General features: G+C 62.8%; 7 protein-coding genes and 1 pseudogene. 2 read left to right on the top strand and 6 right to left on the bottom strand.

Annotated features, from left to right (window positions below):
- Nucleotides 1-94: 94 nt before the first annotated feature.
- Entirely contained in the window at nucleotides 95-4,048 is a 3,954-nt protein-coding gene (gene putA, locus M1B35_RS19790) for a trifunctional transcriptional regulator/proline dehydrogenase/L-glutamate gamma-semialdehyde dehydrogenase (RefSeq protein ID WP_268262839.1), read from the bottom strand.
- Between the two features lie 461 nt (nucleotides 4,049-4,509).
- On the opposite strand from putA, the gene putP reads away from it, so the two are divergent.
- A complete protein-coding gene (gene putP / locus M1B35_RS19785; protein ID WP_123329436.1) occupies nucleotides 4,510-5,994 on the top strand; it encodes a sodium/proline symporter PutP in 1,485 nt (494 codons plus the stop codon).
- A gap of 81 nt (nucleotides 5,995-6,075) precedes the next feature.
- On the opposite strand, the gene M1B35_RS19780 is transcribed toward putP, so the two are convergent.
- Together M1B35_RS19780 and M1B35_RS19775 are read right to left on the bottom strand one after the other, a co-directional pair.
- Nucleotides 6,076-6,570 carry a DUF2165 family protein gene (locus M1B35_RS19780; protein ID WP_123329438.1) on the bottom strand — a complete coding sequence of 165 codons (495 nt, stop codon included), beginning with the start codon at nucleotides 6,568-6,570 and terminating at the stop codon, nucleotides 6,076-6,078.
- Between the two features lie 189 nt (nucleotides 6,571-6,759).
- Nucleotides 6,760-8,031 carry an O-acetylhomoserine aminocarboxypropyltransferase/cysteine synthase family protein gene (locus M1B35_RS19775; RefSeq protein ID WP_268262838.1) on the bottom strand — a complete coding sequence of 424 codons (1,272 nt, stop codon included), beginning with the start codon at nucleotides 8,029-8,031 and terminating at the stop codon, nucleotides 6,760-6,762.
- A 199-nt stretch (nucleotides 8,032-8,230) separates the two neighbouring features.
- Between M1B35_RS19775 and M1B35_RS19770 the strand changes: the two genes are divergently transcribed.
- On the top strand, nucleotides 8,231-9,067 hold the full coding sequence (locus M1B35_RS19770; RefSeq protein WP_123329441.1) for a 23S rRNA (adenine(2030)-N(6))-methyltransferase RlmJ: 837 nt from the start codon (nucleotides 8,231-8,233) through the stop codon (nucleotides 9,065-9,067).
- Between the two features lie 126 nt (nucleotides 9,068-9,193).
- Here M1B35_RS19770 and msrA read toward each other — a convergent pair whose 3' ends face one another.
- The 3 genes and pseudogenes from msrA to aceF form a co-directional block, all read right to left on the bottom strand.
- Nucleotides 9,194-9,841 carry a peptide-methionine (S)-S-oxide reductase MsrA gene (gene msrA, locus M1B35_RS19765; protein WP_268262837.1) on the bottom strand — a complete coding sequence of 216 codons (648 nt, stop codon included), beginning with the start codon at nucleotides 9,839-9,841 and terminating at the stop codon, nucleotides 9,194-9,196.
- Between the two features lie 73 nt (nucleotides 9,842-9,914).
- The gene (locus M1B35_RS19760; RefSeq protein WP_123329445.1) at nucleotides 9,915-12,608 is read right to left on the bottom strand and encodes a putative bifunctional diguanylate cyclase/phosphodiesterase; all 2,694 of its coding nucleotides are present in this window, start codon (nucleotides 12,606-12,608) and stop codon (nucleotides 9,915-9,917) included.
- Nucleotides 12,609-12,921: 313 nt separating this feature from the next.
- A pseudogene (gene aceF, locus M1B35_RS19755) lies at nucleotides 12,922-14,873 on the bottom strand (dihydrolipoyllysine-residue acetyltransferase).
- Nucleotides 14,874-14,879: the final 6 nt, after the last annotated feature.

Below are 14,879 nucleotides of genomic sequence, written 5' to 3'. Positions count from 1 at the left end.
GGGCAGAAGAGATGCGCTACACGCTTCAAGCGGCAAGAGAAAGCAGGTCCGAACCGAACCGCTCTTCCTTGCCGCTTGAAACTTGCCGCTGCTCTTAACCGATTGTCATCAAGCTGGCATTGCCGCCGGCTGCCGCAGTGTTAACGCTCAGGGCGCGTTCGATCACCAGGCGTTCCAGGGCGATGCCGGTTTCGCCTTGGGACAGGCCGTGAACGCCGACAATCGCACCGGCGCGCTGGGCCACTTGCTGGCAGACGCCGCGCAACTGGTCGGAATCGCCGTGGTGCAGCACAGCATCGAACACCACCTCGTCCTTGGTCCAATCCGCCACACGCTGGATGCGCACTTGCACGTCCTTCGGCAGGCGGGCGAACAGCGCCTTGCTGACATCGCTTTCCGGCCAAACCGCCGAGCCGCCGACGGCCAGCACGGCCGCCAGTTGGTTGAGCAGGTCGCTTTCCAGGTCCGCCAGGCACAGCACGTGTTCGCGCGGCAGGATCGCGTAGCTGTTGCGCTCGCCGGTCGGGCCCACCAGTTGGCGGGTGATGCCGCTTTGCGATTGGGCAGCGAACTGCGCGCACAGGGCGCTGAGGTCGTTGAGCTGATTGCCTTGGGCCCAGGTGTTGAGGGCTGTCAGCGGGGCGCTCATGGCATCACGCAGGCGCAGGTCCGGTGCATTCAGCGCGTCGCCACGGACGAACGACTGCTCGATGGCGTCCACCGGGCGGGTCGACAGCAAGCGGTAGAGGTACAGCGGGCCGCCGGCTTTCGGGCCGGTGCCCGACAGGCCTTCGCCGCCGAACGGTTGCACACCGACCACGGCGCCGACGATGTTGCGGTTGACGTAGACGTTACCGGCGTTGACGTTGTCCACCACCTTGGCGATGGTTTCGTCGATGCGGGTGTGCACGCCCAGGGTCAGGCCGTAGCCGGACGCATTGATCTGGGCGATCAACTGGTCGATCTCTTTACGCTTGTAGCGCACCACGTGCAGCACCGGACCAAAGATCTCCCGTTGCAGCTCGTCGAAGCTTTCCAGTTCGATCAGGGTCGGCATGACGAAGGTGCCGCGTTTGCTTTCTTCGCTGTCGGCAATGGCCATCTGGTACACGCTGCGACCTTTGTCGCGCATGGCCTGGATGTGCTTCTCGATACCGGCCTTGGCTTCGGCGTCGATCACTGGGCCGATGTCCACCGACAGGCGTTCCGGGTTGCCCAGGCGGGATTCAGCCATGGCGCCCTTGAGCATTTCGATCACGCGGTCGGCGGAATCTTCCTGCAGGCACAGTACGCGCAGGGCCGAGCACCGCTGGCCGGCACTGTCGAAGGCCGAGGACACCACATCGATGACCACTTGTTCGGTCAGCGCCGAGGAGTCAACGATCATCGCGTTTTGGCCGCCGGTTTCGGCGATCAGCGGGATCGGGCGGCCCTGGTTGTCCAGGCGTCCGGCGATGTTGCGTTGCAGCAGGCGGGCGACTTCGGTGGAGCCGGTGAACATCACGCCTTTGACCCGCTCGTCACCCACCAGGCGGGCACCGACGCTTTCGCCCTGGCCGGGCAGCAGTTGCAGCACGCCTTCAGGAATGCCGGCTTCCAGCAACAGGCGCACGGCCTGGGCCGCCACCAGTGGGGTTTGTTCGGCCGGTTTGGCCAGGACCGGGTTACCGGCGGCCAGGGCGGCGGCCACTTGGCCACTGAAGATTGCCAGCGGGAAGTTCCACGGGCTGATGCACACCACCGGGCCCAGTGGGCGGTGGGCGTCATTGGTGAAGTCGTTGCGTGCCTGCACCGCGTAGTAGCGCAGGAAGTCCACGGCCTCCCGCACTTCGGCGATGGCGTTGGCGAAAGTCTTGCCGGCTTCACGGGCCAGCAGGCCCATCAGCGGTTGGATCTCGCCTTCCATCAGGTCGGCGGCGCGCTCCAGGATCGCGGCGCGTTCGGCCGGCGGCGTGGCTTGCCAGATCGGCGCGGCGTTCAGGGCGCACTGGATGGCGTTGTCGACGTCAGCGACTGTGGCTTCCTGCACGTGGCCGACCACATCACGGTGATCGGCCGGGTTCAGCACCGGGGTGGCGGCTTCATTGCTGGAGGCGCAACCGAGGATCGGCGCGGCTTTCCAGCTGTTATGGGCGGTCGCCAGCAAGGCGCAGGACAGCGACGCCAAGCGGTGTTCGTTGGCCAGGTCGATGCCGGCGGAGTTGGCGCGTTCGCTGCCGTACAGGTCGCGTGGCAGCGGGATGCGTGGGTGCGGCAGGCCGAAGCCGCCTTCCAGGGTCGCCATCTGCTCGATGCTGGCTACCGGATCGGCCACCAGTTCCTGAATGGAGATCGACTGGTCGGCAATGCGGTTGACGAACGAGGTGTTGGCGCCGTTTTCCAGCAGGCGACGCACCAGGTAGGCCAGCAGGGTTTCGTGGGTGCCCACCGGTGCGTACACGCGGCACGGACGGTTGAGCTTGCCTTCAGAAACCTTGCCTACAACCTGTTCGTACAGCGGTTCACCCATGCCGTGCAGACACTGGAACTCGTACTGACCGGGGTAATAGTTCTGACCGGCGATGTGGTAGATGGCCGACAGAGTGTGGGCGTTGTGGGTGGCGAATTGCGGGTAGATGACTTCCGGCACCGACAGCAGTTTGCGTGCGCAAGCGATGTAGGAAACGTCGGTGTACACCTTGCGGGTGTAGACCGGATAGCCTTCCAGGCCTTCGACCTGGGCGCGCTTGATTTCGCTGTCCCAATACGCGCCTTTTACCAGGCGGATCATCAGGCGATGGCGGCTGCGGCGCGCCAGGTCGATGACGTAGTCGATCACGTACGGGCAACGCTTCTGGTAGGCCTGGATCACGAAGCCGATGCCGTTCCAGCCAGTCAACTGCGGCTCGAAGCACAGGCGTTCCAGCAGGTCCAGGGACAGCTCCAGGCGGTCCGCTTCCTCGGCGTCGATGTTCAGGCCGATGTCGTATTGCTTGGCCAGCAGGGTCAGGGACAGCAGGCGCGGGTACAGCTCGTCCATCACGCGTTCGTATTGGGCGCGGCTGTAGCGTGGGTGCAGGGCCGAGAGCTTGATGGAGATGCCCGGGCCTTCATAAATGCCCCGGCCGTGTGAGGCTTTGCCGATGGAGTGAATGGCCTGCTCGTAGGACGCCAGGTATTTCTGCGCGTCGTGCTCGGTCAGGGCCGCTTCGCCGAGCATGTCGTAGGAATAACGGAAGCCCTTGGCTTCGAACTTGCTGGCGTTGGCCAGGGCTTCGGCGATGGTTTCACCGGTGACGAACTGCTCGCCCATCAGGCGCATGGCCATGTCCACGCCTTTGCGGATCATCGGCTCGCCGCTCTTGCCGATGATGCGGCTCAGGGACGAGGTCAGGCCCGCTTCGTTGTGGGTGGAGACCAGCTTGCCAGTCAGCAACAGGCCCCAGGTCGCGGCGTTGACGAACAGCGACGGGCTGTTGCCCAGGTGCGGCTGCCAGTTGCCGGTGCTGATCTTGTCGCGGATCAGTGCGTCGCGGGTGCCCTTGTCGGGGATGCGCAACAGGGCTTCGGCCAGGCACATCAGTGCCACGCCTTCCTGGGACGACAGGGAGAATTCCTGCAGCAGGCCCTGGACGATGCCGGCGCGGCCACCGGCGCTCTTCTGATTGCGCAGTTTTTCGGCAATCGAGGCGGCCAGCTTGTGGGTGGCTTCGGCCATCTGCGCCGGCAGGCGCGCCTGCTCCAGCAACATCGGCACCACTTCCGGTTCCGGGCGGCGGTAGGCGGCGGTGATGGCGGCACGCAATACCGACTGCGGGAGGATGCTTTCGGCAAACTCCAGGAAGCACTGATGGGCGTGGTCAGCCTGGACTTCGCCGGCGTCGTCGCCGTCTTTGCCGGTCGCACCGCTCAGCTCGGTCAGGGTTGCACCACCCTCGAGTTTCTCCAGGTAATTGAAAATCGCCTGTTTGATCAGCCAGTGGGGCGTGCGATCAATGGAGGTTGCCGCGGCCTTCAAACGCTCGCGGGTAGGGTCGTCGAGTTTGACCCCGAGGGTGGTGGTAGCCATATTTTTATCCTCATGTTTGCCACGACTGCGTGGCATCAGCTGGCGGCAAGATTAGCCTTGCGCTGAATAGGGTGCAACCGGGTGCAACCCTTTTTTTGCCGGAAACAATCACAGCTCGTCAGGAAGTGAATAGGGCGAGCAAACGCCCGCATTGCCTTGGTGCGATTAATTCTGGAAAGTTGGTTTTTTGCTCCAAAAAGGAGCAAAAACATTCGTTCCGGTCCTAAATTCGATGAGGTGCAACTGAATTCCGTGAAACAGGTTGCACCTCGCTGGAGTTGTTGAATAGGATTCGCGCCTCAGGTGCAACCTCCCTTTGCGGCGGTTCATCGGCTGATGGCTTTCCTGGGGAAACATCAGTCATAAATGCGCGTAATACCCGATCGTCTCTCAAACGTATCCGTTGGGCGGCGGTTGTGCTGATCGCTGCTACATAAAAACAAAGCCAGGGCGTAACTCACATGAGTGCAAGCAATCCAACCTTGATCACGTTCGTGATCTACATCGCAGCAATGGTGCTGATCGGCTTTATGGCCTATCGCTCCACCAACAACCTTTCCGATTACATTCTGGGCGGTCGCAGCCTTGGCAGCGTGGTCACCGCGTTGTCCGCCGGTGCGTCCGACATGAGTGGCTGGCTGCTGATGGGCCTGCCGGGCGCCATCTACATGTCCGGCCTGTCGGAAAGCTGGATCGCCATCGGCCTGATCGTCGGTGCCTACCTGAACTGGCTGTTCGTGGCCGGCCGCCTGCGGGTGCAGACCGAGCACAACGGCGATGCGCTGACCCTGCCGGACTACTTCTCCAGCCGTTTTGAAGACAGAAGCGGCCTGCTGCGGATCATTTCCGCGGTGGTGATCCTGGTGTTCTTCACCATCTATTGCGCTTCCGGCATCGTTGCCGGTGCCCGTCTGTTCGAAAGCACCTTCGGTATGCCTTACGAGACGGCGCTGTGGGCCGGTGCTGCCGCCACCATCGCCTACACTTTCGTCGGCGGTTTCCTGGCGGTGAGCTGGACTGACACGGTGCAAGCCACCCTGATGATCTTCGCCCTGATCCTTACCCCGATCATCGTGCTGCTGGCCACCGGCGGGGTCGATACCACCTTCCTGGCGATCGAGGCCAAGGACGCCACCAACTTCGACATGCTGAAGAACACCACCTTCATCGGCGTGATCTCGTTGCTGGGCTGGGGCTTGGGCTACTTTGGCCAGCCGCACATCCTGGCGCGCTTCATGGCGGCGGATTCGGTCAAGTCGATCGCCAACGCCCGTCGCATCTCCATGACCTGGATGATCCTGTGCCTGGGCGGCACCGTGGCAGTGGGCTTCTTCGGTATCGCTTACTTCTCGGCGCACCCTGAAGTGGCCGGCCCCGTGGCCGAGAACCCTGAGCGGGTGTTTATCGAGTTGGCCAAGCTGTTGTTCAACCCATGGATTGCTGGTGTGCTGTTGTCGGCCATCCTTGCGGCCGTGATGAGCACCTTGAGCTGCCAGTTGCTGGTGTGCTCCAGCGCCCTGACCGAAGACTTCTACAAAGCCTTCCTGCGTAAACGCGCTTCCCAACAGGAGCTGGTGTGGGTTGGCCGGGCGATGGTGCTGGTGGTCGCGCTGGTGGCGATTGGCCTGGCTGCCGACCCGACTAACCGTGTACTGGGCCTGGTCAGCTACGCCTGGGCCGGTTTCGGTGCGGCCTTCGGTCCAGTGGTGCTGATCTCGGTGATCTGGAAAGGCATGACCCGCAACGGCGCGTTGGCCGGGATTATCGTCGGCGCGCTGACCGTGGTGCTGTGGAAGCACTTCGAGCTGCTGGGCCTGTACGAAATCATCCCAGGCTTTATCTTCGCCAGCCTGGCCATTCTCTTGGTGAGCAAGATGAGCGCACCGAGCGCCGGCATGGTCCAGCGTTTCGAAGCTGCGGAAAAAGACTTCAAGCTCAACCGCTGAGGTCGCCCCGTGCAGTGAGCCTTAGCTGAACTGCAAAAGGCCCGCCCTGGATGCCAGGGCGGGCCTTTTTTTGCCTTTGATTCAGCTCAGCTCAGGGTCGGGCTGGTTGAGGAAGATCAGCAGCCCGAGGATCGCCATATAGAACTTGAAGGCCGCTTCCTGGCCGTTCCAGGTGTGGGATTGCCACATCATGAACCATTCGCCGCCCACCACCATGAAGCCGAAGAACCAGACCATAAAGCCCAGGCACAGGCCGGCCAGTGCCGGGGCTTTGGCGCGGTTGAAGCGGGCGCCATCGGCATGCCGGTTGCGCCACAGGGTCAGGGCGCCCCAGGCCAGGAGCAGGCCGGTCAGGGCTTCACCGCTGATGATCAGCCAGTAGCCGCTGTGCCACAGCCAGGGCGCGGTGATGGCGCGGCCGGTGGCCGTGTTGCCGGGGAACAGGGTGTCCATGCTCAGGACGTGTTGGACGAAGGCGAAGTTGGAGGCGTAGTCGCTGATGTTGTTGAAGGCCACCAACAGGGCGAAGGCGGCGATGGCCAAAGTCATGGCGATTTTTGCGTAACGGGCGGTCATGGTGGAGTTTGTCCTTTGTCAGTCTGTGGTTGAGTCCCATGGCGCCTGTTGCGGGTGGAAGAGAGGCCGGCGCTGGAAGGTGGGGGCAGCACAGCCGTCCGCTGCGGGCCGGATAGGGAGAGCCGGCGCGGCAGCGGGGTCATCCGGAGGGGAAGACGCCCCGCAGCCTGAAGGGTGCGGGGCGTTTTTTCAAGCCAGGGCGAGGGCCTGGTCGAGGTCTTGCAGCAGGTCTTCGATGGCTTCGATGCCCACCGAGAGGCGAATCATCTCCGGCTTGACCCCGGCCTTGGCCTGTTCTTCTTCGTTCATCTGGCGATGGGTGGTGGAGGCCGGGTGGCACGCCAGGGACTTGGCGTCGCCGATGTTCACCAGGCGCTTGAAAATCTGCAGCCCATCGTAGAAACGCACGCCGGCCTGGTAGCCACCCTTGAGGCCGAACGAAAGAATCGCTGACGGCTTGCCCTTCATGTATTTCTGCGCCAGCTCATGGTGCGGGTGGTCAGGCAGCCCGGCGTAGCTGACCCAGGCCACTTGCGGGTGGTCTTGGAGAAAGGTCGCCACCTTGAGGGCGTTCTCGGTGTGGCGCTCCATGCGCAGGGCCAGGGTTTCCAGGCCTTGCAGCAGGAGGAAGGCGTTCATCGGCGCGAGGGCCGCGCCGGTGTTGCGCAGCGGCACGGTGCGGGCACGGGCGATAAAGGCGGCGGGGCCGAATTTCTCGGTGTAAACCACGCCGTGGTAGGCCGGCTCCGGGGTGTTGAGGCTGGCGAACTTTTCCGGGTGATCGGCCCAGGGGAAGGTGCCGCTGTCGACGATCACCCCGCCCAGGGAGTTGCCGTGGCCGCCCACGTATTTGGTCACCGAATGCACCACGATGTCGGCACCGAACTGGATCGGCTTGCACAGAATCGGCGTGGCTACGGTGTTGTCCACCATCAGCGGCACGCCGCGGGCATGGGCCGCCAGGGCCAGGGCTTCGAGGTCGACGATATTGCCCGCCGGGTTACCGATGCTTTCGCAGTACACCAGCTTGGTCTTGTCGTCGATCAGCTCGGCGATGGCTTCGGCCGAGTCATCCCGGGCAAAACGAACGTCGACGCCGAAACTCGGCAGCAGGTGGGCAAACAGGGTGTAGGTGCCGCCGTACAGCTGCGGGGTGGAGACAATATTGTCACCGGCCTGGGTCAGGGTCTGGATCGCGTAATGGATCGCTGCACTGCCTGCCGCCACCGCCAGCCCGGCGATCCCGCCTTCCAGCGCCGCCATGCGCTGTTCCAGCACATCGTTGGTGGGGTTCATGATGCGGGTGTAGATATTGCCCGGCACATCGAGGTTGAACAGGTCGGCGCCGTGCTGGGCGTTATCGAACTCGAAGGCGACGTTCTGGTAGATCGGCACGGCCACGGCCTTGGTGGTCGGGTCTGATTTGAATCCATGGTGCAGCGCGATCGTTGCGTCTTTCATGAGTGGCTTGACCTCCTTGGCTTGCTTTGGTTTTTTTGTAGGGCCTGAATGTAATGCCTCCGCAGCGAACAGGCCCCTACCGGCATTAGACCTTTTTTTCGTGCCGACCCTGGTTTGCGGCATAAGCCAAGGGCAGCGCGGCGTGACCTGACGACGGCGCGTGTACAAGGTAAACTTCGCTCCCTGCGCAGGAGCAACCATGAACTATCGTCACGCCTTCCACGCCGGCAACCACGCCGACGTCTTCAAACACCTGACCCTGACCCGCCTCATCGCCCTGATGTCGCGCAAGGATCAGCCGTTCGCCTACCTCGACAGCCACGCCGGCATTGGTCTGTACGACCTCAAGGGCGACCAGGCGTCGCGTACCGGCGAATACCTGGAAGGCATTGCCCGCCTGTGGGGTGAGCAGGACCTGCCGCCGTTAACCGCGGATTACATGCAATTGCTGCACAAGATGAACCCGGATGGCGAGCTGCGTTATTACCCGGGCTCGCCGGAGCTGGCGCGGCAATTGACCCGGTCACAGGATCGGGTGCTGCTCAACGAAAAGCATCCGCAGGACGGCTTGCTGCTCAAGGACAACATGAAGGGGGATCGCCGGGTGGCGGTGCACCTGGGCGAGGGCTGGCACGTGGCGCGGGCCTTGCTGCCAGTGGCCGAGAAGCGGGCGTTGATGCTGATCGACCCGCCGTTCGAGCAGCTCGATGAAATGCAGCGCTGTGCGGCGTCGCTGAAGGAGGCCATCAGCCGGATGCGCCAGACCGTGGCGGCCATCTGGTACCCGGTGAAGGATCAGCGCATGTTGCGGCGCTTCTATCAGGACCTGGCCGGCACCGGCGCGCCGAAGTTGTTGCGCGTGGAATTGCTGGTGCACCCACTGGACACCCCCAACAGCCTGAACGGTTCGGGCCTGGCCATTGCCAATCCGCCGTGGGGGCTGGAAGAGGAACTGCGCGAGCTGCTGCCGTGGTTGTCGAAGAAACTCGGCCAGACCCAGGGCGGCTGGCAGATGGATTGGTTGATAGCGGAGTAGGTCAGGGGCCGCGGCGAGTTTTGGGCGGTAAGCGGTAAGCGGCAAGCGGGAGCGGAGGGTGAGCCGCTTTTTGCTTGCCGCTTTTGTTTCTAGCGTCTGACGTGCAGCGTGAAGCTTACCGCTGCCTCAAATTGGACACGTCACGCCCGTGCCGCCGATGCCGCAGTAGCCCTGGGGATTTTTCGCCAGGTATTGCTGGTGATAGGCCTCGGCGAAGTAGACGGTCGGGGCTTCGTCGATTTCGGTGGTGATGATGCCCAGGCCGGCCTTGGTCAGCTCTTGTTGATAGGCCTGTGCGCTGGCTTTTGCCGCGGCCAGTTGCTCTGGGGTGGTGGCATAGATCACCGAGCGATACTGGCTGCCAATGTCGTTGCCTTGGCGCATGCCTTGGGTCGGGTTGTGCAGTTCCCAGAACATCTTCAACAGCTCTTCGTAGCTGACCTTGTCCTGGTCGTACACCACCAGCACCACTTCGCTGTGGCCGGTCAGGCCCGAGCAGACTTCTTCATAGGTCGGGTTTGGCGTATAGCCGCCTGCGTAGCCCACCACCGTGCTGACGATGCCGTCACGCTGCCAGAAGCGCCGCTCGGCGCCCCAGAAGCAGCCCAGGCCAAAGATCGCAAAGCCGACGTTGTCGAGGAATGGGCCCAGCAGGGGGTTACCGTTGACGAAGTGAGTCTCAGGCAAGGCCATCGGGGTTTCACGGCCAGGCAATGCTTGTTCTTGAGTCGGGAGCACGTTTTTGTTCACCAGAATTTCCGAGCGCAGAACCATGATCAGTCCTCTCAGTCAGGGTGGGAGTCAGTAAAAATTCAGACACGCAGTTTGCCCGAGTGTTGCGGCGCTGTCAGGCGATTGGGCCGCGCGGGTAGCGTCTGAGCTTGTCGATCAGTTCGGTCCCCGGGATGGGCCGGTCGAACAGGTAGCCCTGGCCCACGTCGCAGCGGTGGCGGCGCAGGAACGCCAGTTGGTCGGACGTCTCGATGCCCTCGGCGACCACTTTGATTTTCAGGTTGTGCGCCATGGCAATGACCGCTGAGGTGATTTCCATGTCGTCCTGGTTGTCGGGGATCTCGTGGATAAAGCTGCGATCGATCTTGATGATGTCGATGGGGAATTTTTTCAAGTAGCTCAGCGACGAATAACCGGTCCCGAAGTCATCCATCGCCAGGGTCAGCCCCAGGGTCTTCAACTGTTCGAGCTGCTGGTGGGTGTCTTCGGTGGCTTCCAGCAACAGGCCTTCGGTGAGCTCCAGTTCCAGCAAGGAAGAGGGCAACTGTTCTTCCTTGAGGATACTGGCGATCGAGGCCACCAGGTCCGGGTCGGAGAACTGCTTGGGCGACAGGTTGATCGCCACGTGCAGATTGCCCAGCCCCGAGGCCGTCAGCTGTTTGCTCATGCGGCAGGCCTGACGCGCGACCCATTTGCCGATAGGGATGATCAGGCCGGTTTCTTCCGCCACGCTGATGAACTGGTCGGGGCGGATCATGCCCTTTTCCGGGTGATTCCAGCGCAGCAGCGCTTCCATCCCCAGCAAGCGACCGCTGCGCAGGCAGAGTTTGGGCTGGTAGAACACGTCCAACTCGTTCTGGGTCAGGGCGCGGCGCAGGTTGTTCTCGACGAACAGCTTGTAGCTGGCCTCGGCGTTCAGGGCTTCGGTAAACACCTGTACCTGGTGTTTGCCGTTGGCCTTGGCCTTGTGCAGCGCCAGGCCGGCGTTGCGCATCAGGGTCTGCGGGTCACGCCCATGCAGCGGCGCGCTGGCCAGGCCTACGGAGCCGGTGACGCTGATCAACTGGTTGTCGACGAACATCGGCTTGTCCAAGGTCATCAGCAGTTGGCTGGCGATCTGTTGGCCGGTTTCCAGGTCGGTGTTGTCCAGCAGCACGGCAAACTCGTTACTGGCAAAGCGCGCCAGGCTGCCGCTGGGGCTCAGGCTGTTGCGCAGGCGCCGCGCCAGGCTGATCAGCAGTTTGTCGCCGGTCTGGTGGCCGAGGCTGTCGTTGATCCGCTTGAAGTTGTCGATGTCCACCAGCAGCAGGCTGATGGGCGTGTCGGTATCCCGGGCGAAGCGTTCATCGAGGTTGCGGATAAACGCCGGGCGGTTGCCCAGGTTGGTCAGGTTGTCGGTGTAGGCCAGGCGCTCGATGCGTTGTTGGGCGAGCTTGGCCTGGGTGATGTCTTCGTAGATGCCGATGTAGTGGGTCAGCTCGCGGTTGTCGCCGTAGACCTTGGAAATCGACAACTGGCCCCAGTAGGGCTCGAGGTTCTTGCGCCGGCTCTTGAACTCGCCCTGCCAGCTGTTGCTCTTGGCCAGGCTGGAAGGGGCGTCGAACAGCAGTTCGCTGAGGTTTTCCAAGGCCGGCAGTTCCGACAGGCGATGGCCGTGGACTTCCTCGGTGCTGTACTGGGTGATCGCGGTGAAGCTCGGGTTGACGTACTCCACCACGCCGTCGCAGTTGACCAGCAAAAAGGCGTTGGCGCTTTGTTCCACTGCCCGTTGGAACAGGTGCAGGGCGCTGGTGGCGACGCGACGGTTGTGGTTGTTGATGACCTGGGCAAATTGGTCCGCCAGCTCGCCGGCAAAGGCGATCTCGTCCGACTGCCAGGCCCGGGTGGTGCCGGTTTGCTCCAGGCACAGCACGCCCACCACCTGGCCGTCTATGCGGATGCTGGCATCGAGCATGGCGTTGACGTCGCGCGGCCTCAGGCTTTCGGCCATTTCCCGGGTACGCGGGTCGCGGATGGCGTTGTGGGCGTCAATGGCGCGGCAGCTGTGCAGGGCTTCCAGGTAATCGGGGAAGTTGCCGGCATCGATGGGCTCCGGCATCCGATATTCCTGCGGGCCGCGATGGTAGGCGGCAATCGGCGTCAGTTGCTGGTCTTCCAGGTTCCACAGGCTGGCGCAATCGATCTGGTAGATGTCGCAGGCGCAGCGGGTGATCAGCTCGGCGGCTTCCTTGAGGGAGTTGCCGGTGCTGTAACGCTGGCGGGTCAGCAGCAGGATCAGGTCTTGCTGGGCACGCACCCGGTCCAAGTGCTGCAGTTGTTCCTGCTGGGCGCGCTGGTTGAGCTCCAGGGCGATCTGCAGTCGGCTGTTCTGGGTTTCCAGGTCCAGCGTGGGCAGGGCCGGCAAGTCGCTGAACAGGCCGCCGACGACCAGCAGGTAGCCGCGCAGCAGGTGGCGATTGTGTTGTTTGTAGGCTTCGCCCAGCTCCAGGATGCTCACGGGCCCTTGGCTGGTGTGCAGCGTGTAGCGGATCAGGTAATGGGGGGATTTGCTCAGTTGTTGCTGGATGGTGTCGTGCAGGTGGTAGCGCGCTTCGGGCTCCATCAGGCTGGCGTAGGGCGAACCCACCAGGGCGCAGAGCTCAATCGCCGGCAAACCGAACTGGCGCTCACAATTGGGATCGAGAAACAGCAGGGCCCAGCTTGCCTCATTCAGCCGTTCGAAACGCAGCATGCCGAGCCGCGAGGGCACGGGCAACTGCGTCACTACCTCGGCCGCCATACGGCTGGCGGCATCGGGTTGGCTTTTCATGGGGGGAAACTCGCTTCGAAAATACTGATCGCGCCGGGCTCGCGCCCTCTTTATTGCTGCCTGCGGCAAGGTTGCATCATGCGGCCGTGACTGACAAGTAAGGATGAAGGCTAAGTGCTATAAGAATTTATCGGCAGAGCGGCAGATTTCTGAAAAGTTATCTTCAGACGTCCGACAACAGGCTTTTATCGGGGGGATTTCGGGGTTTTCGACAAAAAAAAGCCCCGCCAAATTGACGGGGTTGAGGTGCGAGCGTGGCGCTCGAAAACGGTGTCGCAGCGGTTCTCCCATGACAGGAGAACCGCGGTGTCGCTTACAACAGCATGGTGCGGATATCGCCCAGCAGATCACTCAGACGCTTGGTGAAGCGTGCGGCGGCTGCGCCGTTGATCACACGGTGATCGTAGGACAGCGACAGGGGCAGCATCAGCTTCGGCTGGAAGGCTTTACCATCCCAGACAGGCTGGATGGTGGCCTTGGAAACGCCGAGGATCGCCACTTCCGGCGCGTTGACGATCGGCGTGAAGCCGGTGCCGCCAATGTGGCCGAGGCTGGAGATGGTGAAGCAAGCGCCTTGCATGTCGTCCGCCGAGAGTTTCTTGGTCCGGGCTTTTTCAGCCAGGGCAGCCGCTTCGGCAGCCAGTTGCAGCAAGCTCTTCTGGTCGACGTTCTTGATCACAGGGACCAGCAGGCCATCCGGGGTGTCTACGGCGAAGCCGATGTTGACGTACTTCTTGCGGATGATTGCCTTGCCGCTTGGCGCCAGGGAGCTGTTGAAGTCCGGCAGTTCCTTGAGCAGATGGGCGCAGGTCTTGAGCAGCAGTGGCAGCACGGTCAGCTTGACGCCAGCCTTCTCGGCCACGGCTTTCTGGGCAACGCGGAAAGCTTCCAGCTCGGTGATATCAGCCGAATCGAACTGAGTCACGTGAGGCACGTTGAGCCAGCTGCGATGCAGGTTGGTGGCACGGCCTGCATCAGGCGGGTCATCGGCACTTCTTCGGTTTCACCGAAGCGGCTGAAGTCCACCACTGGGATCGGCGGGATGCCGGCGCCGCCGGTTGCGCCAGCAGCGGCTGCTGGTGCTTCCTTGGCTTTCTGCATCATCGCCTTGACGTACACCTGCACGTCTTCCTTCAGTACGCGGCCGTGTGGGCCACTTGGGCTCACCGCGCTCAGCTCGACGCCGAATTCACGGGCCAATTGGCGTACTGCCGGGCCTGCATGAACCTTGGCAGCGGGCTTGGCCGGGGCTGCTGCCGGTGCTGCGGCTGGCGCTGGTGCGGCGGCTACAGGGGCGGCTTCAGCCTTGGCGGCGGCGGGTGCGGCAGCCGGAGCAGGAGCGGCCGCTGGGGCAGCGCCTTTGACCTTGAGCTTGAGGATCAGGTCGCCGGTACCGACTTCATCGTCCAGCTTGATCGATACGCTTTCCACGATGCCGGCGGCTGGCGATGGAATTTCCATGCTGGCTTTGTCGGACTCGAGGGTGATCAGCGATTGATCCGCTTCGACGCTGTCGCCGGCCTTGACCAGGACTTCGATGATCTTGGCCTTGCCCGCAGAACCGATGTCCGGAACGTGAATGTCCTGGACGCTGTCGGCTACCGGTGCAGCAGGAGCTGCGGCGGCCGGTGCCGGGGCGGCGGCTGGAGCAGCGGCCTGGGCCGGCGCTGGAGCAGCCGGTGCCGCAGCACCCACCACTTTCAGGGCCAGGATCAGGTCGCCGGTGCCGACTTCGTCGTTGAGCTTGACGCTGATGCTCTCGACCACGCCTGCAACGGGCGAAGGAATCTCCATGCTGGCCTTGTCGGACTCCAGGGTGATCAGCGATTGATCAGCCTCGACGGTGTCGCCGACCTTGACCTGGATCTCGATGATCTGGGCCTTGCCCGACGAACCGATATCCGGCACGTGCACTTGTTGGGTGCTGGCAGCCGCCGGCGCCGCTGCAGGTGCAGCAGCGGCCGGGGCGGCAGCTGGTTTTTCTTCAGCCTTGGCAGCCGGTGCGGCAGCCGCAGGGGCCGCAGCAGCGGCACCTTCGACTTCCAGCTCAAGCAGTTCGTCGCCTTCTTTCAGGCGGTCGCCCAGCTTCACTTTCAGGCTTTTGACGATGCCGGCCTTGGGAGCAGGAATTTCCATGCTCGCCTTGTCCGATTCCAGCGTCAGGATGCTCTGGTCGGCTTCGACACGGTCGCCGACCTTCACAAACAGTTCAATTACTTCACCTTCACCGCTGCCGATGTCAGGTACGCGAATGAGTTCGCTCACAAAAAG

Source organism: Pseudomonas morbosilactucae (genome assembly GCF_023241665.1).
GTDB lineage: Bacteria > Pseudomonadota > Gammaproteobacteria > Pseudomonadales > Pseudomonadaceae > Aquipseudomonas > Aquipseudomonas morbosilactucae.
Note: the sequence above shows the minus strand (reverse complement) of the source record. Positions and strands in the feature narration are given on the sequence as shown.